Raw genomic sequence first — 21,925 nt, 5'->3', positions numbered from 1 at the left:
CGTGGCATTCCCGGGTGTGCGTCGGCCGGGACGCCGGCCAGCGAGGGCGGTAGGGCGCGGATGTCATCGCGGCGACAGCGCCTGCATCCGCGACGCCCTCCATGCATCCCGGATGCGCTGCATGGCGGGGCGCTCGATCGTGGCGTGGAGCAGCGTGGCCAGCGCCAGCGTCGCCAGCGCTGCGGCCATGCATGCCAGCCAGGCCGGCACGCCGTGCCGCTCCAGATGGTGGATCACCACGAAGCCGATCGCCTGGTGCACCAGGTACAAGGCGTAGGAGATCGACCCCAGGAACACGAACAAGCGCGAGTCCAGGAACCTCAGGTGCCCGCGCACGAACAACGCGAAGATCGCGCAGCACGCCAGCGCCACCGGCAGGAAGATGGGGCGCTCGCCCACGGCGATGGCCAGCAGCGCGCACAGCAGCATCGTCAGGTCGAGCCGCCACTCCGCCGGGTAACGGTGCAGGCGGTAGAACAGGATGCCGATCGCGAAGAACGGGATGAAGCGCAGGATCATCAGCTCCCGCACCCAGTACGAAAAATGCCAGTGGTACTTCTCGCACAGGCCCTCCACCGTCGCCAGCAGCAGCCAGCCGCCGATGATCCAGTGGATGCGCCGCAGCTGTCCCACCACGAACCAGAACAGCATCTGCACGTAGAAGAACAACTCGATCTGCAGGGTCCAGTAGGAACCGTCCAGGTGCTCGGCGCCCAGGATCTCCTGCACCATGGTGAAGTTGAGCAGCGCCTGCCCCGCGGGCAACCGTTGCAGCGGCAGGCCCGCCGTGTACACCACCGCCGCCGTCAGCAGCACGGCCGCCCAGTACGCCGGGAACAGCCGGGAAAACCGCGACACCACGAAGTCCGCCGCCGTGCGCGTGCGTTCCAGCGTCATGAAGATCACGAACCCGCTGATCAGGAAGAACAGATAGACGCCGTACTTGCCTGCCAGCAGGTTCACCGGCATGCCGCCCACATGGCCGATCTGTTCCTGATACCGCGTTGTGAAGTGGTAGCCCAGCACGGCGACGGCGGCGATGCCGCGCAGGGCATCCAGTTCCACCATCCGTGAGGGCGTAGACGTTTCGTGACCCATCCTGTCCCCCTGCCTCGGCATGCTTCGGCTCCTACAACGGCAACCGCGCCACGCGGCGGACAGCCCCGCATCCCGTCCATTTCCCTCCTCCCCGCATGCGCATCCTGATCGTCACCTCCCAGTTCCCGATCGCCGGGGAGCCCCATCGCGGACGCCCGGTCTACCAGACCGTGCGCGAGCTGTCGCGACTGGCGGAAGTGAAGGTGCTCAGCCCCATCGCCACCTATCCGGGCTGGGCACGGCCGCGCAGCTATCTGTACCGCCCCGCGGAACACCAGGCCGTGGCACCGGGTTGCGACGTGGACTACGTCACCTACCCCGCGTTGCCGGCGGTCAGCCGTCCCTTCAACGGCCACCTGTGCGCGCGCGCCCTGTCCAGGCCCGTGCGGGCCTTCGCGCCCGACGTGGTGCTGGCGTACTGGCTGTATCCCGATGGCTATGGCGCGCTACGCGCCGCGCGCGAGGCGGGCGTACCGTTCCTCGCCGGCGCGCGCGGTTCCGACCTGCGCGTGCGCGATGCCGTCAGCCGTCGCCTGACCCGTCCGGTGGTGCGCGCCGCGCGCCGGTTGCTGGTGGTCAGCGAAGACCTGGGGCGCGTGGCCGCCGAGCAGTACGGCGCCGACCCCGAACGCATCCGCGCCATTCCCAACGGCTGCGATGCCGCCCTGTTCCGGCCCGGTGACCGCCAGGCCGCACGCGCGGCGCTGGGCCTGGCGCAGGACGCCGAGGTGGTGCTGTATGTCGGCCGCCTGGTACCCGAGAAGGGCCTGCGCGAGCTGGTGCACGCCACGCGTCGCCTGCTCGCCACCCGGCCGCGGGCGCGCGTGGTGCTGGTCGGCGACGGCCCGCTGTATGCCGAACTCGCCGCGACCCTGGCCGCCGAACCCGCGCTGCCGTTGCAGCTGGCGGGCAGCCAGGCACCGGCCGAGGTCGCGCGCTGGATGGTGGCCTCCGACCTGGTCACGCTGCCCAGCTATTCCGAAGGCCATCCCAACGTCCTGGTCGAAGCACTGGCCTGCGGCCGGCCCGTGGTGGCCACGCCGGTCGGCGGCATCCCCGAGGTGGTCGATGCGGCCAGCGGCCTGCTGGTCCCGGCCCGCGACGCGGACGCACTGGCGGACGCACTGGCGGAAGCCCTGGCGCAGGATTGGGACGAGGCGGCGCTTGCGCGCCGCTTCTCGCGCGACTGGGAACAGGTGGCACGCGACACGCTGCTGGCCTGCGAAGAAGCGCTCGCCGAACGCACGGGCCCGGCGCGCGCCGCGTATGCGGCCGGCTCGGCCTGACGATTCTTACTAGGGACAGGGGAAGCGATACATGTGCGGAATCGCGGGTTTCATGGGTCCGGACGTGGTCTCCACCGAGGCACGGCCCTGGCTGGAACGGATGATCCATCCGCTGGCGCACCGCGGGCCGGACGGCTTCGGCTTCCATGCCGCGCCCAGCATCGGCCTGGCGCACGCGCGACTGTCGATCATCGACCTGTCCACCGGCGACCAGCCCATCCACAACCCGCGCCGCACGGTGTGGACGGTCTTCAACGGCGAGATCTTCAACTTCATCGAACTGCGGCAGATGCTGCAGGCCAAGGGCCACCACTTCTACACCCAGTCCGACACCGAAGTGATCGTGCACCTGTACGACCGCTACGGCGAGGATTTCGTCCAGCACCTCAACGGGCAGTTCGCCATCGCCCTGTGGGACAGCGAGCGCCAGCGCCTGGTGCTGGCGCGCGACCGCGCCGGCATCCGACCGCTGTATTACACGCGCCAGCGCGGCCGCCTGTGGTTCGCCTCGGAGGTGAAGTCGCTGCTGGCCGTGCTGCCCGAGTGCGCCCACCTGGAACCGCAGGCGCTGATGCAGACGCTGACGTACTGGGCCCCGGTGGACCCGGACACGCTGTACCAGGGCGTGCAGAGCCTGCCGCCCGGGCATGTGCTGTCGGTGGAACGCGACGGCCGCCAGCACCTGCGCCGCTACTGGGACTGGACGTTCCCGGATGCGCGCGACACCTCGCCCGCGCGCTACCCGCAGACGCTGGAACAGGCCACGGACACGCTGCGCGAGCTGCTGGTCGATGCCGTGCGCCTGCAACTGCGCGCGGACGTGCCGGTGGGCGCGTACCTCAGCGGCGGGCTGGATTCCTCGGGCATCGTCGCCCTGATCCGCGGCTTCACCGACACGCCGGTGCGCACGTTCTCGGTGGCCTTCGAAGACGGCGAGTTCGACGAGAGCGTGCACCAGCAGGCGATGGTGCGGCACCTCGGTACCGAGCACACCACGCTGACCTGCACCCGCCGCGACATCGGCGAAGCGCTGCCCCGCCTGATCCGCCATACCGAGACGCCGGTCCTGCGCACCGGCCCCATCCCGCTGATGCTGCTGGCCGGCAGCGTGCGCCGGCACGGCTACAAGGTGGTGCTGACCGGCGAAGGCGCCGACGAAGTGTTCGGCGGCTACGACCTGTTCAAGGAAGCGAAGATCCGCCGCTTCTGGGCGCGCCAGCCGGAGTCGCGGATGCGGCCGCGCCTGCTGCAGAAGCTGTACGGCTACCTGCAGAACTCACCGGTGAGCAATCCGGCGTTCGCGCAATCGTTCTTCGGCCAGGGCATGGAACACCTTCACCGGCCGATCTTCGCGCACGTGCCGCGCTGGACCACCTCGCAGCGCGCGCTGGCCTTCCTGTCGCCGGAGCTGCGCGCCGGCGCCATGCGCTGGGATGCGCTGGAGGCCTACGAACAGACGCTGCCGGCGGAGCTGGCGCGCTGGAGCGACCTGGCCCGCGACCAGTACGTGGAGGCGAAGTCGCTGCTGGCCGGATACCTGCTGTCGTCGCAGGGCGACCGGGTGGCGATGGCCAACTCGATCGAGGGTCGCTTCCCGTACCTGGACCACCGCGTCATCGAATTCGCCAACCGCCTGCCGCCCAGCTTCAAGATCCGCGGCATGACCGAGAAGTACCTGCTGCGGCGCGCGCTGGCCGGCCTGCTGCCCACGGACATCGTGCAGCGGACCAAGCAACCCTATCGCGCGCCGGACAGCCAGAGCTTCTTCTTCGACGGCAAGCCGCTGGACTACGTCGCCGAGCTGCTGTCGCCGGAAGCGATCCGCGAGGCCGGCTATTTCGACCCCGCTGCGGTGGCACGCCTGGTGGAAAAATGCCGGCAGGGACGCGCGACCGGCTTCGGCGACAACCAGGCCTTCATGGGCGTGCTGTCGACGATGCTGGTGCACCGGCAGACGGTGGAAGCACGCCTGGCACCGGCGGCGCAACCGGCCGGCGCCGTCGCCTAGCCGCGGCCGCGTCGCACTTCGAGGGGATCAAGGCATGGATTGGCGGGTCAAGGGCATCATCCAGAAGGTTCTCGGCGCGTTGCCCGGCGGGCACACGCTGCATTTCCACCTGCAGCGCCGCTTCGGCGGCCTGCGCGATTTCGACGGCGAACTGGCCAGCAAGGTGGACGACTGGGAGATCATGATCGGCCACCTGCGCGGGGCCGGCGTGACGCTGCCGGGGCTGCGCTGCTTCGAGATCGGCACGGGCTGGTACCCCACCTTTCCCTTCGCCTGCTACCTGGCCGGTGCCGGCCGCGTGACGACCTACGACCTCAACCCCCACCTGCGGATGGATCTGACCCTGCAGTGCGCGGACATCCTGGGCCGTTTCCTGCCGCGCATCGCCACCGCCGCCGGCGTGCCGTTGACGGAGGTCGGACAGCGCCACCGCGCCCTGCTCGAACGCCTGCGCGCCGGCGCCGACCTGGGCATGGCCACCGGCGGCGTGATCGACTACCGCGCCCCGGCCGACGCCACCCGCACGGCACTGGCCGACGGCGAGGTGGACGTGGTGTTCTCCAACAGCGTGCTGGAACACGTGCCGCCGGAGGTCATCGATGCGATGTATGCCGAATCGATGCGCGTGCTGTCGCCGCGCGGGGTGATGTTCCATTCGGTGAACTGCGGCGACCACTACGCGTACGTGGACCGCAACGTCCACCAGCTGAACTACCTGCGCTACTCCGACGAAGAATGGCAGCGCTGGAACAACGCCTTCCTCTACCAGAACCGCCTGCGCGCGCACTGGTTCGTCGATGGCGCGCGACGGCACGGCTTCGACATCGATCTCGACACCCGCACCACCCGGGAAGAGCGGATGAAGCAACTGGCCACCATGCCGGTGCATCCCCAGTTCGCGGACGTACCTGCCGAACAGCTCTGCATCACCAGCGTGGACTTCATCGCGCGCAAGCCGGCCTCGACGACCGCCGGCTGAAGACCGTGCGCTACGGAGCGCCGGCCGCCGGTGCAGTCGGCGCCGGCTCCGCTTCGGGCACCGGTGCGGGCGCGATGCGCAGCAGCTTGCCGTCGGGCGCGGGCGCATCGACCAGCACATAGAGTGCGCCGTCGGGCCCCTGGCGCACATCGCGGATACGCTGGTTGCGGTCCGTCAGCAGGCGCTCTTCATGCACCACGCGGTCGCCGTCCAGTTCCAGCCGTATCAGCGCCTTCGCCGCCAGTGCGCCCAGGAACAGGTTGCCCTTCCAGCCCGGCAGCGCGTCGCCGGTGTAGAAGGCCATGCCGCTGAGTCCCGGCGATTTGGCCCACACGTGGTGCGGCTGCTCCATGCCGGGCGCCGCCGTGCCCTGCGATCCCGGCACCGGTCGCCCGCTGTAGTCGATGCCATGGGTGATGACCGGCCAGCCGTAGTTGAGGCCTGCCTTGGGAATGTTCAGTTCATCGCCGCCCATGGGTCCGTGCTCGCTCGCCCACAGCTGGCGCGTCACCGGATGCAGGGCCGCCCCCTGCACGTTGCGATGGCCGTACGACCAGATTTCGCCGCGCGCGCCCGCCGGGGACACGAACGGATTGTCCGCCGGCACCGTGCCGTCGGCGTGGATGCGCACGATCTTGCCCGACAGCTTGTCCAGCTCCTGTGCCGTGGCCGCGCCCACGCGGTTGTCGCCCTGGGTGACGAACAGATGGCCCTGATCGTCGAACACCAGGCGTGCCCCGACATGGGTGCCGTGCGACAGCTTGGGTTCCTGCGTGTACACCACGCTCGATTCGACCAGCGCATCGCCACGCAACCTGCCGCGCACCACCGCCGTGCCCGCCTTGTTGCCGCGGAAGTTCGGCTCGGCGAACGCCAGGTAGACCCAGCCGTCCTGTGCGTAAGCGGGCGACAGCGCCACGTCCAGCAGGCCGGCCTGCCCGTCCACGAAGATGTCCGGCAGGCCCGTGATGGGCGCTGACACGGCGCCATCGGGCGCGATGCGGCGCAATCGCCCCGCGCGCTCGGTGACCAGCAGGCCGCCATCGGGCAGGAAGGCGACCGACCAGGGATGGTCCAGCCCGACCACCTGCTCGGCCACCACGAACGCCTGCTTTTCCGATGCGTAGGCCACCGGCGCGGGATCCTGCACCGAACGGGGCGGTACGGCGGGTGCGGCAACGGGTGCTGACGGGCGGCACGCGGCCAGTGCGATGACCAGCAGGCACAGCGAATAGCGCATGGCGGACTCCTGTCGGTGTGCGGATAGCCGGCGGCGATGGTAGCACCGGGCAGGTCGTCGTCCGCGGCATGGGAGGTGGCCGGTGAAAGGCCGGACCCGCGTTCATGTAGTCAGCAACACACGGCGAATATCAGGGGACCCACCATGCCGCAGAAGCAACAGATCAAGACGTTCATCCTGCAGAACTTCCTGTTCTCGGACGACCCGGCCGCCGTGGGCGACCAGGACTCGCTGATCCAGGGTGGCATCATCGACTCCACGGGCATCCACGAACTGGTCTTCTTCCTGGAGGATGCGTTCAAGCTGCAGATCGCGGCCGAGGAAATGACGCCCGCCAACTTCGACACCATCGAGACCGTCGACGCCTTCGTCTCGCGCAAGCTGGCCGGCTGAGCCGCCGCATCCGCGCACGCCATGCAGCGCCTGCCCACCCAGCTCGCCCGGATCGCCCGCGATGCGCCCCGCCGCATCGCGATGGTCGATGGCGAGCGCAGCATCGACTACGGCAGCTTCCGGCGGATGGCTTCCGGCTTCGCCCATCACCTGCGCCAGGCCGGCCTGCGTGCCGGCGACCGCGTGGCGCTGATCCTGCCCAACCGCATCGAAGCCGCCGTGGCGGTGTATGGCATCTGGCTGGCGGGCGGCGTGGCGGTGCCCCTGAATGCGCAGGCGCGCGCGCGCGATTTCCTGCCCTGGCTGCGCCACTGCGAGGCGCGCTTCGTGCTGCACGAACACGCGCACCGCGATGTCGAACAGGTGTTCGCGCAGTGGGACGGAGCGGGCATGCCGATGCCCTGCGCCATCGCGTTGGCCGCCGCCGAAGCGCTCCCGGTGGCGGACGGCGAGGACGACTGGCCCGAACCCGACGCCGACGACACCCTGGCGCAACTGCTGTACACCTCCGGCACCACCGGCGACCCCAAAGGCGTGATGCTCAGCCATGCGAACCTGGCCGCCAACACCCGCGCCGTCGTGGCCTACCTGGGCCTGACGCAGGACGACCTGATCGTCAGCGTGCTGCCGTTCTACTACGCATACGGCGCCTCGGTCCTGCACACGCACCTGGCGACCGGCGCCTGTGTCGTGCTCGGCCCGGGCCTGGTGTTTCCGGTCCAGGTGCTGGACACGCTGCAGCGCCACCGCGCCACCGGTTTCTCCGGCGTGCCCTCGACCTACATCCTGCTGCTGGACCTGCTGGAGCGCGGCGGCCACGACCTGTCCTCGCTGCGCTACCTGACCCAGGCCGGCGGCGCCATGCCGCCCGCCGTGGCCGACCGCGTCCGCCAGGCGCTGCCGGCCGCGCGCCTGTTCCTGATGTACGGGCAGACCGAGGCGACCTCGCGCATCAGTTGGCTGCCGCCCGAACGCCTGGACGAAAAGCGCGGTTCGGTCGGCATCCCGGTGCAGGACACGCAATGGCGCATCTTCCGCGACGACGGCCGTGCTGCCGGCCCGGGCGAGAGCGGTGAAGTCTGCGTGCGCGGGCCCGGCATCATGCTGGGCTACTGGCGCAATGCCGAGGCCACGGCCAGGGCGCTGCGCGATGGCTGGCTGCGCACCGGCGACGTGGGCCGGCTCGATGCGGAGGGCTTCCTGTTCCTGCAGGGCCGTCGCAGCGACATGATCAAGACCGGTGCGCACCGCGTGCACCCCACCGATGTCGAGGAAGTCATCGCCGAACTGCCCGGCATCCGCGAAGTCGCGGTGGTCGGCATCGACGACCCCACCCTCGGACAGGTCATCAAGGCGTTCGTGGTGGCCGACCAACCGCTCCCGCGTGCGGAAGACCGCATCAAGGCGCACTGCCGCGCACGCCTGGCCGCCTACAAGATCCCCCGGCACATCACCTTCGTCGACACCCTGCCGCGCACCGCATCCGGCAAGGTCCGACGCATCCAACTGACGGAGCAGACCGCAAGCCCATGAGCCAGCTCGATCACCACGTCCTCGACATCGACTACCAGAGCGAAGCCGACCGCATCTGCGCGCGCCTGCGCGAGATCACCGCGCGCCAGTTGCACCGCCGCGGCCTGGTGGTCGCGATTTCCGGTGGCATCGACAGTTCGGTCAGCTGCGCGCTGGCCGTCCGCGCACTGGGGCCCGATCGCGTCTTCACGCTGATCCTGCCCGAGCGCGACTCCTCCGACGACAGCGCCGCGCGCGCGCGCATCCTGGCCGGGCACCTGGGCGTGCGCACCGAGACCGTGGACATCGCGCCCGCGCTGGCGGCGATCGGCTGCTACCGCGCGCGCGACGAGGCGGTACGCAACACGCTGCCCGAGTACGGCGAAGGCTGGAAGTTCAAGATCGTCATCGATGGCGGCACCGAAGGCCGCATCAACCGGTTCCGCCTGGTGGCGCAGTCGCCCGACGGCACGCTGCACGAGCGCGACCTGGCCCTGGCCGATTACCTGACCATCGTGGCCGCGACCAACTTCAAGCAGCGCATCCGCAAGACGCTGGAGTACTTCCACGCCGACCGCCTGAACTACGGCGTGGTCGGCACGCCCAACCGGGTCGAATACGACCAGGGCTTCTTCGTCAAGAACGGCGACGGTTCGGCCGACGTCAAGCCCATCGCGCACCTCTACAAGTCGCAGGTGTACGGCATGGCACGCCACCTGGGCCTGCCCGAGCGCGTGTGCGCGGCGGTACCGACCACGGACACCTACAGCCTGAGCCAGGGCCAGGACGAGTTCTACTTCGCCCTGCCCTACCAGCAGATGGACCTGGCGCTGTGGGCGCTCAACCATGGCCGCCCGGCCAGCGAACTGGCTATCGCCCTGGGCATCACGCCGGAGCATGCGCAGGCCGTCTACGACGACATCCGCAACAAGCGCAGGACGACGAAGTACCTGCACATGGCGCCGGTGCTGGCCGGCGATGTTCCCGAACTGGACTGAGCGATGAACGCCATGCCCACCGCGCCGCAGTACCTCGTGGAGGCCGGCCTGCCGGCGCGCGACCGCGACACGGTGCTGGCGCTGTGGCGCGGCAACCTGGGCCAGGATGCCCGGATGACCGCCAAGTACGAGTGGTTCTACCTGCGCTGCCCGCACGGAGAACCCCTCATGCAGCTGCTGCTCGAGGTCTCCGGCCAGGCCCATGTCGGCACCGCATCGGCGGGCCGCAGGCGGCTGGTCTGGCGCGGGCGCGAGCTGCGTGCCGGCGTGCTGGTGGACCTGGCCGTGCTTCCGCAGCACCGCTCGCTGGGCCCGGCGCTGATGCTGCAGCAGGGCCTGATAGCGGCAGCGGGGGAAGCGCTGGACGTGCTGTACGGGTTTCCCAATCCGAAGGCGGCGCCGGTGTTCAAGCGCATCGGCTACGCCCAGCCCGCACAGCTGGTGCGCTACGCGCGCGTCCTGCGCCATGCGGCCTATCTGCGCGAGCGCATGCCGCGCTGGCTTGCGCCGCCGGCCGGCTGGCTGGCCGACCGGGTGGTCGCATGTCGCGATGCATGGACGCGCCTGCGCGCTCCCGGCCTGCGTTCGGCCTGGGCCGACCAGGCCGATGCGCGCATCGACGCGGTCTGGTCAGGTTCGCCCAAGGGCGATGACGTGATGGCGATCCGCGACGTCGGCCACCTGCGCTGGCGCTTCGACGAGTCGCCGCTGGCGAGCACCCGCTACCTGCTGGTGAAGCGGGCGCGCGACCGCGCCCTGCAGGCGTGGTTTGCCGTGCAGCGGATCGACGGCACGCTGCACGTGCGCGACTTCTGGTCGCTCGACGGCGCCGACGGCATGGCGGCCATGCACGTAGGCGAACTGCTGCATGCGGCGCGGAAAGCAGGCTGCAGCGCGGTGTCGGTGGAGATGTGCGCTTCGCAGGCGCAGCGGCGCGGATGGCATGCGCTGCACTTCGTCGAGCGCAGCCGCCGCCCGGTGTTCCTGCGCTGGAGTTCGCCGCAGGATGCGGCCGCGTCGGCGCCGCTGTTCCTCACCTCCGCCGACGAAGACGAGTGACGCCGGCAACGCGGCACCGGGCGGGCCCGGCCGCCATCACGCCAGGCGGCGCGACGGCCGGCGGAACAGGTACAGCGCCAGCCAGTCCTCGCGGAAGGTGCCGTTGCCGTCGACGACGGTGTCGGTCTCGAAACCCGTGCGCCCCAGCAGCCAGCCCACGCCGCGCCCGGTGGGGTTGAGCACCGGCACGCTGGTGAACACCAGCTCGTAGCCCGCCTCGCGCGCGCGCTGCGCGATCGCCGCGTCGAACGAGCCATGCGGAAACGACATCGACTCGGCGCGTGCGCGCGGGTGGCCCAGCTGTCTGGCCAGCGCATCGCGGGCGCCCCCCAGTTCGGCGTCCAGGTCCTCGGCCAGCCGCATCGGCGTGTGGGTCTTGCCGTGCAGTCCGAGCGCGACGCCGCCGTCCTGCAGCCGCTGCAGTTCCTCCACGGTGACCATGTGGCGGTGCCCGTCGTCGAGCCGGGCCATGAGCGGCTGCAGCACGCGCGCACGCGTGTCCGCTTCCAGCGCTTCCAGGCGCGCGATCACCGCGCGCAGCGATGCGATCGATTCTTCGCTGCCGGCAGCCGGCGCCTGGCCTTCCGGCAGCACCGCCGCCAGTTCGCCCACGCGCAGCGCCCCACGCCGCCACGCGGCGATGATGCGTTCCTGGAAGAAGGGCTGGCGCGTGCCCACGGCATCGGCCACGACGAACAGCAGCGCGGGCAGGCCGGCACGCCGCAGCGCGGGCAGCGCGTAGTCCGCGTTGTCCGCCCAGCCATCGTCGAAGGTGATCAGCAAAGCGCGCGACGGCAGCGCCGCGCCGGTACGCCTGGAAGCCAGCACCTGATCCAGCGACACCACATTGTAGTGGCGGCGGAAGAAGGCCAGCGACTGTTCCAGCCGGTCGGTGGACAAGGTGTAGTCCGGATCGCAGGACGCCCAGCGCGGATCGTCCGGACTCAGGGTACGATGGAACATCACCACCGTCAGGCTGTCGGCATTGCGCAGCCGATGATAGAGGCCGAGCAATCCGCTCGTGTACAGCAGCTTCCTGGAGACGTCCTTCAACATGGCGTGCGACATCGAAGTTTCAGTGATTATACCGACGTACAACCGCCGGGCCCTGGTGCCGCGCGCCATCGACTCCGTCCTGGCGCAGACGCGTGCCGTGGAGGAGATCATCGTGGTCGACGATGGTTCCACCGACGGCACCGGCGACATGCTGCGCGAACGCTACGGCGACCGCGTGCGTCACGTGTGGCAGTCCAACGCGGGCGTGTCCGCGGCGCGCAACCACGGCATGCGGCTCGCGCGCGGACGTTACCTGGCCCTGCTCGACAGCGACGACGAGTGGATGCCGGAGAAGACCGCGCTGCAGGCCGCCTTCCTGGATGCCCGGCCGGAGTTCGGCATGGTGGTCTGCGACGTCGAGCGCATCGACGGCGACTACCGGCACATCGACGTGTTCCGTCGCCGCGATGTCATCCGCGAGGACGGATGGGCGCTGCGCTGGCTGCTGCACAACCCGGCCCTGATTCCCGCATCGGTGATGCTGCGCCGGCAGGTGGTGGAGCAGCTGGGCGGATTCGACGAGACCCTGCGTACCGCCGAGGACCTCGAGTTCCACCTTCGCGTCGCGCGCCACTGGCCGATCGGCGTGGTCGAACAGGCGCTGGTGCGCGCGATGCGCGGACACGAGGGCCTGTCGGCGGCCAGCAGCACGTACGACGACTATGTCCGGGTGGTCGAACAGGCGGTCGCCGACGCGCGCGGCACGCTGGACGACGATGAGCTGGACGCCGCCCTGGCCGGTACCTACCTGCGCAATGCGCGCGGCATGCTGATACGCCGCCGCTGGGCCGCGGGCACCGCGCTGGCGCGCCGCGCCTGGCGCCTGTCGCGCGACCCCGCCCAGCGCCGCGAGATCGCGGGCCTGCTTCCGTTCGGCATGAAGCGCTTCCTGCGCGGCCTGGTGCCCGGCTAGCCCGGCGATCGTCACGTGCGGCGCCGCTCAGCGCGCGCCGCGGCCGAACAGCACGACTTCGACGGTCTGCAGCAGGATCATCAGATCGAACACCAGGCCGTGGTTCTTCACGTAGAACAGGTCGAACTTGAGCTTCTCCTCCGCATCGCGCACCGACGCCCCGTACGGATAGCGGAGCTGCGCCCAGCCGGTGAGACCCGGCTTCACGCTGTGCCGCACGCCGTAGTAGCGCACCTCGTCGTTGAGCATGTCGACGAACTGCGGGCGCTCCGGGCGCGGACCGACGAAACTCATGTCGCCACGCAGCACCGCGATCAGCTGGGGCAGTTCGTCCAGCCGCGTCTTGCGGATGAAGCGTCCCACCCGCGTGCTGCGGTCGTCGTCCTTGCTGGCCCATACCGCCACGCCGCCTTTCTCCGCATCCACCCGCATGCTGCGGAACTTGGTCAGGGTGAAGTGGCGCCCGCGCTCGCCCACGCGCGTCTGGCTGTAGAAGACCGGGCCACCGGACTCCATCCATACCGCGACCCCCACCACGATCATCAACGGCCAGCTCACCAGCAGGAGCGCGCCGGCGGCGAGCAGGTCGAAGAACCGCTTGCTCAGGCGGCGCGGGGTGGAATAGTCGAAGCCCCCGGAGAACACCAGCCACGACGGATCCACCGCGTTGAGCTGCACCATGCCGGCTTCGCGCTCGAAGAAGCTGGACAGGTCGATCACCGAGATGCCCTGCTGCACGCACTGCAGCATCTGCTCCATCGGCAGGCCGCCCCGGCGCTCGTCGGGCGCGATCACCAGTTCGTCGATCTGCAGGCGCTCGGTGAGTTCATGCAGGCCCTCCTCGCCCACCTGCACCAGCAGGTCCTCGCGCACCTGCACCGGCTGGCCGGATACCGGCACGAACCCCACCACGGTGAACGTGCGGCGGTCGGAACGGCGGCGCATGCATGAATTGATCAGGTCGGCGTTGCGTCCGGCCCCCAGGATCAACACGCGCTGCTTCAGCACATCGGAGTGGAACAGCCGCACCCAGGCCACCCGCACCAGGAGGATGCCCAGTGCGCCGATGGCCAGCGAGATCGCCAGCACGCCACGCCCCAGGTAGGACGGGGGCACCAGGTAGTAGAACACCACCAGGGCGATGCCGCCGAGTGCGAACGACAACACCAGCCGCAGGATGAAATCCGTCCGCGTATGGCGGACATGCGTCTGGTACAGGCCGAAGGCGGTCATCGCACCCGTGATCGCCAGCGCCACGAGCAGGGCGCGCCATGGCGTCTGCTCCATGAACTGGACCTGGTATTCCGGCTCGGTGTGGAAGCGCAACCAGGCGGCGGCCATCACCGCCGCGAACAGGACCACCACTTCCCCCAGCCACAGGAACCGGATGACCCGGTCCTTGCGGCTCTTGCGCGCTGCCTTCATCGAAGTCCCCCCCTGCTGCTGTTGTGGCGATCCGGATTCCGGCCCGGGACTCGCCCCTTCATCGCCGCGCCACGCCCCCCCATACCCGGGGTGGCGATCGCCGCATCCCGGCACGCCTGGCGTATCCGACACATATCTCCCAACGCGACTTGCTACCCGCGCCGGACACCTGGCCGAAAAAAGCCGCCCCGGAGGGCGGCTCGATGCGTCTGCGTGCAAGCCCGGCGTCAGGGCCGGATCACGCCCCGGCGGTAGCGCGCGGCGGGACTGGTACGCCAGCGCGGGCGTTCACGCACGGGCCGCGCCGCGCCAGGCACGGTCAACGCAGGCTGGGAGGCCGTCGTGGGCTGCGCCGCCGCCCCGGCCGGTCTCGGCGGGATCAGGGGCTGCGATCCGTTGACACGGATCGGATCGGACACCTGGTCGATGTCGAACTGCTCGAACGCGCCGATGTCGATGCGGCCTTCCAGCATCAGGCGTGCGTGGGCGTCGCCCACCGCCAGCTTGGTCCGTCGCGGCGGATCGAAGGCCGGCAGCACCTGGGGCGTCGGGAACGGGAACGCCGACGGCGTGGCCGGGGTGTTGTTGCCTGCGTTCAACAGGGGGCTGCCGGCCCGCGGGCGGAAGTTCAGCTGGGCCAGGTCGGCGAACATCGGGTCGCTGCCGCGCAGGGTCCCGGTCCATTCGGCCGGCACCAGCGCGGCACTGCTCTGCACCCAGTTGTTGGAACCGGCCACCTTGCGGCCATCGGACCAGGGCTCGCGGCTCTGCGGCCCGCAATAAGGCGTGTCGACGTTGCTCGCGGGATTCTCCCGGACGATGTTCGGCGCGCTTCCGGACGCCGGCTGGTAGATGACGTTGTTGTGCATCTCCAGGGATCCCTGGCCCAGTTGGACCAGCACCGCGTTCGCCGTACCGGAACGGTCCATGAGGATGGTGTTGTTCACCAGCCGCGTGCGTCCCTGGTTGCGGCCGTTCAGGTCGCCACCGATGCGCAGCGCATTCCCCGAACGGCTGGTCGAACGGTGGATGATGACGTTGCCCACCAGTTCCGCGTCCTCGCGGCGCAGGTCCGCCGTCCAGCCCGCTTTCTGGGTTTCGCAATCGGGTCCGATCAGTTCGACCTCGTGCAGGTCCGAGCCCTCGATCCAGTTGTAGTGGATCTCGGCGCGCTGGTGGCGCACGCGCACCAGCACGCCGCCGGTGGCGCTATGCACGTAGTTGTAGCGCATCCGGAAAACCGTGTCGGGATACGCCACTTCGTCCGACTGCATGTAGATGGCGTGGCGGCGGTCGCCCTGGCCGGAGCGCGCGATCTCGCTGTATTCCAGCGTGAAGGATCCGGAGTTCTGGTCCGCGCCGAGGATGCCGTGCGATGGACAGTCGTGCACGTAGACATCGCGCACGGTGGCGTTGTGCGCCTCGCTGAAGATGCACGAACTGGAACCGCCGGTGACTTCGAAGCCCTCGAACACGATGTGGTTCGACTGCTGGAACTTGATGGTGTGCGTACCGCCGGACAGCACCGGCCGGGTCGCGCCGGCCACGCGGCGCCAGCGGATCGTCACCGGACTGGCCTGGGTACCGCTATCGTCGTCGCCCACCACGATGTTGCCGGAATAGGTGGCGTTGCCGTCGACCTCGACGATGTCGCCCGGCGCCAGGTTGACGCTGTTGAACAACGTGGTGAGCTGGGTGTACTGCCTGCCGGGACCTACGTTGTAGGTGGCGGCGGCCGCGCTCAGGGGCACGGCGGCCAGCAGCCCCAGCCCCAGCAAGGGTTTGGAAAAATGCATCAATCGACTCCCGCGAGTGCTCGCGTTCCGGTGTATCCCCTGTCCTGCCATTCTCATGGCCCCGGCGTGAATGGCCTGCTAATCCGCGTACCGGATGGGCGCTGCGGATGAGACGGCCGCCCCACTTCGGATATCCGCCTCGATGGTGACACGCAGGGCATGGCGCACAGCGGCCGCGAACACCGCCGCCACGAAAATCTTTCGCTCAAGTTATTGACGGGTGAAAAGGGTTCGTGCAGAATTCCGCGTCTAACGAAACGCGCCCGTAGCTCAGCTGGATAGAGTACCTGGCTACGAACCAGGCGGTCGGGAGTTCGAATCTCTCCGGGCGCGCCATTATCGAAACAGGCAGACTGATGGTCTGCCTGTTTTTTTTCGCCTCGACGAAAGCCGGCGGTCGCGCCTGACGCAGGTGCGACGGGACAAAAAAAGCCCCGCAGAGCGGGGCTTTTTCGTCAACTGGCGGAGTGAGAGGGATTCGAACCCTCGATAAGGCTTTTGACCCTATACTCCCTTAGCAGGGGAGCCCCTTCGGCCACTCGGGCATCACTCCGGATCTGTCGCATGCCGCAGGCGAGCCGCGGCGGCCGCCTAGGATAGCGGCTCGCCGCTCAGGCGGCAAACAAAATCACTCCGACGCGATGTTTTCCGATGCGGCAGGCGAGGCGATTTCTTCGCCGCGCTGGATGCGCTGATAGATTTCTTCGCGATGCACGGCCACATCCTTGGGCGCGGTGATACCGATACGCACCTGGTTGCCTTTGACGCCAAGCACGGTCACCGTGACCGAATCGCCGATCATCAGGGTTTCGCCGACACGGCGGGTCAAGATCAACATGTTTCTTCTCCGTATTCCGGCAAAGGATAGTGCCGGGGGCGCGCCGGGCCCGTGAAAAGCGTCGGCGGCTTCCTGGTACATTCATGAACTTAAAGCATGGTAGCGGCCGAACGGGCGTGGCCGCAAGCACCGTTTAGTCCAATGGGGGGGGGCTAGCGCAGGCGTTCGCGGACCCAGCCTTCGACCCCTTGCAGCGCCGTGGCAAGGGCGGGCCCGTCCTCACCACCACCCTGGGCGAGATCCGGGCGGCCACCGCCCTTGCCCCCGATCTGACCGGCCACGTGCGACAGGAGTTCCCCCGCCTTGACCCGCCCGGTTGCGGCGCCGTTCACCCCCGCCACCAGGGCCGCCTTTCCGTCGGCGGTGCCGGCCAGGACGATCACCGCGTCGCCCAACTGCTGCTTCAGGCGGTCCATCGCGTCGCGCAGCGCTTTGGCATCGAACCCCTCCAGCCGCGACGCCAGCACCCGCACCCCGCCCACATCGACCGCAGCGCCGCCGAGATCGGAGGTCGCGCTGGAGGCGGCCCGGGCCTTCAGGGCCTCCAGCTCACGCTCGAGCTTCTTCTGCCGATCGGTCAGGGCGCGGATCTTGTCGACCACCTCGCCGACGCTGCCCCCCAGCAGGCCGGCCGCTTCGGCCAGGCGATGTTCCTCCCCGGCCACGTAGTCCAGCGCCCCCTGCCCCGTGACCGCCTCGATGCGGCGCACGCCCGCGGACACACCGCTTTCGCCGACCAGCTTGAACAGGCCGATGTCGCCCGTGCGGCCCACATGGGTGCCGCCACAGAGCTCGGTGGAGTAGTCGCCCATTTTCAGGACGCGCACCTGTTCGCCGTACTTTTCGCCGAACAGCGCCATCGCACCGAAGTCCAGTGCCTCCTGCATGCCCATGTGGTGGACCTCGGCGGCGCTGTTGGCGCGGATCTGGGCGTTGACCCGGCGTTCGACCTCGGCCAGTTCGGCCCGGGTCATCGGCTGGAAGTGCGAGAAATCGAACCGCAGACGATCCGGCGCCACCAGCGAACCCTTCTGCTGGACATGCGTGCCCAGCACCTCGCGCAAGGCCGCATGCAGCAGATGGGTGGCCGAGTGGTTGAGGATGGTGCTGGCGCGGCGCGCGGCATCGACGGACGCCACCACGTGGTCGCCGACTTTCAGCCCCCCCTTGGCGACCCGGCCCACATGGCCATGGAACTGGCCGGCGAACTTCAACGTATCGGCCACGTCGAACTCGACGCCCTGCTCGGCCAGCACGCCGGTGTCGCCCACCTGTCCGCCCGACTCCGCATAGAACGGGGTACTGTCCAGAATGACCACGGCGTCGTCGCCGGCCCGCACCGCCGGTACCGGGCGGCCATCCTTCAGCAGGGCGACCACCTGCAGGCCGCCGGCGTCGAGCTTGTCGTAGCCCAGGAACACCGTGGGCGACAGCTGCGCCACCAGGTCGGCGGGCAGGCCGGTGCTGGAGGTGAACTTGCCGGCGGCGCGCGCGGTCTCGCGCTGCTGCTCCATCGCCCTCTCGAAGCCGGCCATGTCCACCGTCAGGCCGCGCTCACGCGCGATGTCGGCAGTCAGGTCCACGGGGAAGCCATAGGTGTCGTACAGGCGGAACGCGTCGGCGCCGGGAATCACGCCATCAGCCACGCGCGAGGCGACGTCGTCGAAAATGCGCATGCCCGAGTCCAGCGTTTCGGCGAACCGCTCCTCTTCGGCCTTCAGGGCCTTTTCGACTAGTTCGCGCGCCGCCGGCAGTTCCGGATAGGCATCGCCCATCAACTCGGACAGCGTGCCGACCATCTGGTGGAAGAACGGCTGGCGCACGCCCAGCATCCAGCCGTGGCGCAGGGCGCGGCGGATGATACGGCGCAGCACATAGCCGCGGCCCTCGTTGGACGGCAGCACGCCGTCGACGATCAGGAAACTGCAGGCGCGGATGTGATCGGCGATGACGCGCAGCGACTTGTTCTCGAGATCGGCCGTACCGGTGAGCTCGGCGGCCTTGCGGATCAGGCCCTGGAACAGATCGATCTCGTAATTCGTGTGGACGTGCTGGAGCACCGCGGCCAGGCGTTCCAGGCCCATGCCGGTATCCACGCACGGCGCCGGCAACGGCACCAGCGTGCCGTCCGGCTGGCGGTCGAACTGCATGAAGACGTTGTTCCAGATCTCGATGTAGCGGTCCCCGTCTTCGTCCGGGGAGCCCGGGGGGCCGCCGGCGATGTGCTCGCCATGGTCGTAGAAGATCTCCGTGCACGGACCGCAGGGGCCGGTGTCGGCCATCTGCCAGAAATTGTCCGACGCATACGGGGCGCCCTTGTTGTCGCCGATGCGCACGATGCGCTCCGGCGGCAGGCCGATCATGTCATGCCAGAGGTCGTAGGCCTCGTCGTCGGTGTGGTAGACGGTGACCAGCAGGCGCTCCTTGGGCAGCCTCCAGACCTCGGTCAGCAGTTCCCAGGCCCAGGCGATGGCCTCCTTCTTGAAGTAGTCGCCGAAGGACCAGTTGCCCAGCATCTCGAAGAACGTGTGGTGGCGGGCGGTATAGCCCACCGAATCCAGATCGTTGTGCTTGCCGCCGGCGCGCAGGCAGCGCTGGACATCGGCCGCTCGCACGTAGCTGCGCTTCTCCGCCCCCAGGAAGACGTCCTTGAACTGCACCATGCCGGAGTTGGTGAACAGCAGGGTGGGATCGTTGCCGGGCACCAGGGAGGCGGACGGGACGATGGTATGGCCCTTGCCGGCGAAGAAATCGAGGAAATCCTGGCGGATCTGGCGGGTGCTGAAGGTCTTGGAAGTGGTCATCTGGCGGGCATTGGCTGGAAGGCGCTTCGTTGCGCGGCGCTATCCGCTGGATGCGGGCACGGCCGGGAGAAGCAACCCAATGCCCTAGATTATCAGGCCGTCCCGCCCCAGTCCTCCAGATCGAGCCGGCTGGCCGCGCGGACGGCTTCGGCATCGAAACCGCGCCGTATCAGGAAATCCGCGATCTTCCGACGTTGCGCCGGTTCGATCTGGCGGGCTGGACCGAAACGCCGGCGGACGAGGTCGCACGCCGTTTCGGTCCAGTCGCCATCGAAGGTGGCCATGACCGCTGCGATCGCCTCACGGTCCAGCCCGTGGGTGGACAGCTCGGCCTTGATCCTCAGTGGACCATAACCACCCGAGGCCCGGCTGCGGACGAGCGCCTCGGCAAAGCGCGTGTCGCTCTGCCAGCCCTCCGCCTGCAGCCGGTCCACGGCCGATCGCACATCGGCCGCTTCCACACCACGGGACATCAACTTCCGGGACAACTCGCGGCGGGAATGCTCCCGCCGGGTCAAGAGGCCGAGAGCCCGCTGCAGGGGCGTCTGTTCGACCGGCTTGCGGCGGCGTGGGGCGCGTGCCGCCCGTGCATCCTCATCCGCCATCGTGCGCCCTCTCCCCGCCCCCGCCCTTACTCGGCGTCGTCGTCCGCGTTCTCTTCCCGCTGCGCCTCGGCCGGCTGGAACTTCTCGCGCAGCTCGGCCTCCAGCTTCGCGGCAATGGCCGGGTTCTCGCGCAGGAACGTACGCGAGTTGTCCTTGCCCTGGCCGATACGCTCGCTGCCGTAGCTGTACCAGGCACCGGCCTTCTCCACCAGCTTGGCATCCACGCCCATGTCGATCAGCTCACCTTCACGGCTGATGCCCTCGCCGTACAGGATCTCCGTGACCACCTGCTTGAACGGAGGCGCCAGCTTGTTCTTGACCACCTTGATCTTGGTCTGGTTGCCGATGATCTCGTCGCCCTTCTTGATGGCACCGATACGACGGATGTCCAGGCGGACCGAGGCGTAGAACTTCAGTGCGTTGCCGCCGGTGGTGGTTTCCGGACTCTGGCCGGGCATCATCACGCCGATCTTCATGCGCAGCTGGTTGATGAAGATCACCAAGGTGTTGGAACGCTTGATGTTGCCGGTCAGCTTGCGCAGCGCCTGGCTCATCAGGCGGGCCTGCAGGCCGGGCAGCTGATCGCCCATCTCGCCTTCGATTTCGGCCTTGGGCGTCAGCGCGGCGACCGAGTCGATGACCACGATGTCGATGGACCCGGAGCGCACCAGCATGTCGGCGATCTCGAGCGCCTGCTCACCGGTGTCGGGCTGGGACAGCAGCAGATCGTCCACGTTCACGCCCAGTTTCGCGGCATAGATCGGATCCAGCGCGTGCTCGGCGTCGATGAAGGCCGCGGTGCCCCCCAGCTTCTGGCATTGGGCAATGGCCTGCAGCGTCAGCGTGGTCTTGCCGGAGGACTCCGGCCCATAGATCTCGACCACGCGCCCCTTGGGCAGTCCGCCGATACCCAGCGCCAGGTCCAGCATCAGCGAACCGGTGGGGATGGCCTCGACGGGCTCGATGACCCTATCGCCCATGCGCATCACCGAGCCCTTGCCGAACTGGCGCTCGATCTGGGTCAGTGCGGCGGAAAGGGCGCGCTTCTTGTTCTCGTCCATCGTCGTGGTCCTGGTCAAAGTGGTCGGTTGCGATCAGTGTGGGGGGCGCCCATCGCACAGGCTGCGACGGTGCGGGCATGGGGAAAAATAAAATCCGGCGGGGTGCAGGGGGATCGGTCCGGTGCGCGCGGCCGCGTCGGAAAATCCCGTGCCGCGGCGTCGGAGGCGGCGCCGCACGCACTCACCGGTTGGGCCTCACCAGGCCGCAGTACAGCCCTTCGATGGCGAAGTCCTGGTCCGGCGCGACTTCGATGGGGGCGTAGTCGGGATTGCGCGGCAGCAACCGGATGCGGTCCTTGCCGATCTTCAGCAGCTTCACCGTGATGGCGTCATCGATGCGCGCCACCACGATCTGCCCGGAGCGCGCATCGCGGGTCCGGTGTACACCGATCAGGTCGCCGTCGAAGATGCCTTCGTCGCGCATCGAATCGCCCTTCACCTTCAGCAGATAGTCCGGGGCGGGCGCGAAGAAGGCGCGGTCCAGCAGCACGTAGTCGTGGTGGCCGGCGTCGGCCCCGATGGGAGTGCCGGCGGCCACCTGCCCCAGCACGGGCACCCGCAGGCCGTCCTCGTTGGCGGCCGGGAATGCCAGGTCCGGCTGGGGCGAGGCAGGCACCTTGAGCAGGCGGATGCCGCGGGCGCGGCCGGGTACGCGTTCGATGGCGCCCGCCTGTTCCAGCGCCTCCAGGTGGTACTGGGCCGCGCGCACGCCCTTGAAACCGAAGGCCTTGGCGATTTCGGCCTGCGAAGGCGGCATGCCCTCGGCCTCCAGCCGTTCGGCGATCAGGGCGAGGATGGCGAGTTGGGTATCGGTCAGGTCCATGGTTAGTAGTAATACTACTAACGCCCCGTCC

The 21,925-nt window shown here is 68.9% G+C and carries 18 protein-coding genes and 2 tRNA genes; 9 read left to right on the top strand and 11 right to left on the bottom strand.

Annotation, left to right across the window (positions count from 1 at the left end; all coding sequences use genetic code 11):
- Positions 1–63 precede the first annotated feature (63 nt).
- A complete protein-coding gene (locus tag MUU77_RS06500) occupies positions 64–1,098 on the bottom strand; it encodes an acyltransferase (protein ID WP_245092974.1) in 1,035 nt (344 codons plus the stop codon).
- A 95-nt stretch (positions 1,099–1,193) separates the two neighbouring features.
- Here MUU77_RS06500 and MUU77_RS06495 point away from each other — a divergent pair, with 95 nt between their 5' ends.
- The 3 genes from MUU77_RS06495 to MUU77_RS06485 are packed head-to-tail and all read left to right on the top strand — an operon-like array spanning position 1,194 to position 5,371.
- Positions 1,194–2,384, top strand: coding sequence for a glycosyltransferase (locus tag MUU77_RS06495; RefSeq protein WP_245092972.1), 1,191 nt, complete (start codon positions 1,194–1,196; stop codon positions 2,382–2,384).
- A 31-nt stretch (positions 2,385–2,415) separates the two neighbouring features.
- A complete protein-coding gene (gene asnB / locus MUU77_RS06490) occupies positions 2,416–4,392 on the top strand; it encodes an asparagine synthase (glutamine-hydrolyzing) (protein WP_245092970.1) in 1,977 nt (658 codons plus the stop codon).
- Between the two features lie 34 nt (positions 4,393–4,426).
- The gene (locus MUU77_RS06485) at positions 4,427–5,371 is read left to right on the top strand and encodes a class I SAM-dependent methyltransferase (RefSeq protein WP_245092968.1); all 945 of its coding nucleotides are present in this window, start codon (positions 4,427–4,429) and stop codon (positions 5,369–5,371) included.
- Between the two features lie 10 nt (positions 5,372–5,381).
- Here the strand turns inward: MUU77_RS06485 and MUU77_RS06480 are convergent, their stop codons facing one another.
- Positions 5,382–6,611 carry a PQQ-dependent sugar dehydrogenase gene (locus MUU77_RS06480; protein ID WP_245092965.1) on the bottom strand — a complete coding sequence of 410 codons (1,230 nt, stop codon included), beginning with the start codon at positions 6,609–6,611 and terminating at the stop codon, positions 5,382–5,384.
- A gap of 144 nt (positions 6,612–6,755) precedes the next feature.
- On the opposite strand from MUU77_RS06480, the gene MUU77_RS06475 reads away from it, so the two are divergent.
- Genes MUU77_RS06475 through MUU77_RS06460 form a run of 4 tightly spaced genes read left to right on the top strand, consistent with a single transcriptional unit; the run spans position 6,756 to position 10,573 of the window.
- Positions 6,756–7,004: an acyl carrier protein gene (locus MUU77_RS06475; RefSeq protein WP_162110280.1), complete on the top strand. Its 249-nt coding sequence runs from the start codon at positions 6,756–6,758 to the stop codon at positions 7,002–7,004.
- A 21-nt stretch (positions 7,005–7,025) separates the two neighbouring features.
- A complete protein-coding gene (locus MUU77_RS06470; protein ID WP_245092963.1) occupies positions 7,026–8,537 on the top strand; it encodes a class I adenylate-forming enzyme family protein in 1,512 nt (503 codons plus the stop codon).
- Positions 8,534–9,514 (top strand): NAD(+) synthase, encoded by a 981-nt coding sequence (gene nadE, locus MUU77_RS06465; RefSeq protein ID WP_245092961.1) that lies wholly within the window; start codon positions 8,534–8,536, stop codon positions 9,512–9,514. The genes MUU77_RS06470 and nadE overlap by 4 nt, the downstream gene beginning before the upstream one ends.
- 3 nt (positions 9,515–9,517) lie before the next feature.
- A complete protein-coding gene (locus MUU77_RS06460; protein WP_245092959.1) occupies positions 9,518–10,573 on the top strand; it encodes a hypothetical protein in 1,056 nt (351 codons plus the stop codon).
- A gap of 36 nt (positions 10,574–10,609) precedes the next feature.
- Here MUU77_RS06460 and MUU77_RS06455 read toward each other — a convergent pair whose 3' ends face one another.
- Entirely contained in the window at positions 10,610–11,641 is a 1,032-nt protein-coding gene (locus MUU77_RS06455) for a polysaccharide deacetylase family protein (RefSeq protein WP_245092957.1), read from the bottom strand.
- Between the two features lie 10 nt (positions 11,642–11,651).
- Between MUU77_RS06455 and MUU77_RS06450 the strand changes: the two genes are divergently transcribed.
- Positions 11,652–12,542, top strand: coding sequence for a glycosyltransferase (locus MUU77_RS06450; protein ID WP_280640362.1), 891 nt, complete (start codon positions 11,652–11,654; stop codon positions 12,540–12,542).
- A gap of 27 nt (positions 12,543–12,569) precedes the next feature.
- Here MUU77_RS06450 and MUU77_RS06445 read toward each other — a convergent pair whose 3' ends face one another.
- The gene (locus MUU77_RS06445) at positions 12,570–13,967 is read right to left on the bottom strand and encodes a TIGR03013 family XrtA/PEP-CTERM system glycosyltransferase (protein ID WP_245092955.1); all 1,398 of its coding nucleotides are present in this window, start codon (positions 13,965–13,967) and stop codon (positions 12,570–12,572) included.
- Between the two features lie 227 nt (positions 13,968–14,194).
- Positions 14,195–15,763, bottom strand: coding sequence for a right-handed parallel beta-helix repeat-containing protein (locus MUU77_RS06440; RefSeq protein WP_245092953.1), 1,569 nt, complete (start codon positions 15,761–15,763; stop codon positions 14,195–14,197).
- Positions 15,764–16,022: 259 nt separating this feature from the next.
- Here MUU77_RS06440 and MUU77_RS06435 point away from each other — a divergent pair.
- Positions 16,023–16,099, top strand: a tRNA-Arg gene (locus MUU77_RS06435).
- A gap of 124 nt (positions 16,100–16,223) precedes the next feature.
- On the opposite strand, the gene MUU77_RS06430 is transcribed toward MUU77_RS06435, so the two are convergent.
- The 6 genes from MUU77_RS06430 to lexA all read right to left on the bottom strand — a co-directional run bounded on the left by MUU77_RS06430 (position 16,224) and on the right by lexA (position 21,894).
- Positions 16,224–16,316, bottom strand: a tRNA-Ser gene (locus MUU77_RS06430).
- A 75-nt stretch (positions 16,317–16,391) separates the two neighbouring features.
- Positions 16,392–16,601 (bottom strand): carbon storage regulator CsrA, encoded by a 210-nt coding sequence (csrA, locus tag MUU77_RS06425; RefSeq protein ID WP_245092951.1) that lies wholly within the window; start codon positions 16,599–16,601, stop codon positions 16,392–16,394.
- A 152-nt stretch (positions 16,602–16,753) separates the two neighbouring features.
- Positions 16,754–19,405, bottom strand: a complete 2,652-nt coding sequence (alaS, locus tag MUU77_RS06420; protein WP_245092943.1) for an alanine--tRNA ligase — start codon at positions 19,403–19,405, stop codon at positions 16,754–16,756.
- Positions 19,406–19,497: 92 nt separating this feature from the next.
- On the bottom strand, positions 19,498–20,010 hold the full coding sequence (gene recX / locus MUU77_RS06415) for a recombination regulator RecX (RefSeq protein ID WP_245092941.1): 513 nt from the start codon (positions 20,008–20,010) through the stop codon (positions 19,498–19,500).
- Positions 20,011–20,036: 26 nt separating this feature from the next.
- Positions 20,037–21,071 (bottom strand): recombinase RecA, encoded by a 1,035-nt coding sequence (gene recA / locus MUU77_RS06410; protein ID WP_245092939.1) that lies wholly within the window; start codon positions 21,069–21,071, stop codon positions 20,037–20,039.
- Between the two features lie 181 nt (positions 21,072–21,252).
- Positions 21,253–21,894: a transcriptional repressor LexA gene (gene lexA / locus MUU77_RS06405; protein ID WP_245092937.1), complete on the bottom strand. Its 642-nt coding sequence runs from the start codon at positions 21,892–21,894 to the stop codon at positions 21,253–21,255.
- Positions 21,895–21,925: the final 31 nt, after the last annotated feature.

The organism is Pseudoxanthomonas sp. F37 (genome assembly GCF_022965755.1).
In the GTDB taxonomy this organism is placed as follows: domain Bacteria; phylum Pseudomonadota; class Gammaproteobacteria; order Xanthomonadales; family Xanthomonadaceae; genus Pseudoxanthomonas_A.
The sequence above is the reverse complement of the archived record's forward strand: the minus strand, read 5'-3'. Positions and strand labels throughout refer to the sequence as shown.

Bases quoted from the DNA above. Each gene is read 5' to 3' on its own strand.
- MUU77_RS06500 (WP_245092974.1), bottom strand. From the start codon at position 1,098: ATGGGTCACGAAACGTCTACGCCCTCACGGATGGTGGAACTGGATGCC.
- MUU77_RS06495 (WP_245092972.1), top strand. From the start codon at position 1,194: ATGCGCATCCTGATCGTCACCTCCCAGTTCCCGATCGCCGGGGAGCCC.
- asnB (WP_245092970.1), top strand. From the start codon at position 2,416: ATGTGCGGAATCGCGGGTTTCATGGGTCCGGACGTGGTCTCCACCGAG.
- MUU77_RS06485 (WP_245092968.1), top strand. From the start codon at position 4,427: ATGGATTGGCGGGTCAAGGGCATCATCCAGAAGGTTCTCGGCGCGTTG.
- MUU77_RS06480 (WP_245092965.1), bottom strand. From the start codon at position 6,611: ATGCGCTATTCGCTGTGCCTGCTGGTCATCGCACTGGCCGCGTGCCGC.
- MUU77_RS06475 (WP_162110280.1), top strand. From the start codon at position 6,756: ATGCCGCAGAAGCAACAGATCAAGACGTTCATCCTGCAGAACTTCCTG.
- MUU77_RS06470 (WP_245092963.1), top strand. From the start codon at position 7,026: ATGCAGCGCCTGCCCACCCAGCTCGCCCGGATCGCCCGCGATGCGCCC.
- nadE (WP_245092961.1), top strand. From the start codon at position 8,534: ATGAGCCAGCTCGATCACCACGTCCTCGACATCGACTACCAGAGCGAA.
- MUU77_RS06460 (WP_245092959.1), top strand. From the start codon at position 9,518: ATGAACGCCATGCCCACCGCGCCGCAGTACCTCGTGGAGGCCGGCCTG.
- MUU77_RS06455 (WP_245092957.1), bottom strand. From the start codon at position 11,641: ATGTCGCACGCCATGTTGAAGGACGTCTCCAGGAAGCTGCTGTACACG.
- MUU77_RS06445 (WP_245092955.1), bottom strand. From the start codon at position 13,967: ATGAAGGCAGCGCGCAAGAGCCGCAAGGACCGGGTCATCCGGTTCCTG.
- MUU77_RS06440 (WP_245092953.1), bottom strand. From the start codon at position 15,763: ATGCATTTTTCCAAACCCTTGCTGGGGCTGGGGCTGCTGGCCGCCGTG.
- csrA (WP_245092951.1), bottom strand. From the start codon at position 16,601: ATGTTGATCTTGACCCGCCGTGTCGGCGAAACCCTGATGATCGGCGAT.
- alaS (WP_245092943.1), bottom strand. From the start codon at position 19,405: ATGACCACTTCCAAGACCTTCAGCACCCGCCAGATCCGCCAGGATTTC.
- recX (WP_245092941.1), bottom strand. From the start codon at position 20,010: ATGGCGGATGAGGATGCACGGGCGGCACGCGCCCCACGCCGCCGCAAG.
- recA (WP_245092939.1), bottom strand. From the start codon at position 21,071: ATGGACGAGAACAAGAAGCGCGCCCTTTCCGCCGCACTGACCCAGATC.
- lexA (WP_245092937.1), bottom strand. From the start codon at position 21,894: ATGGACCTGACCGATACCCAACTCGCCATCCTCGCCCTGATCGCCGAA.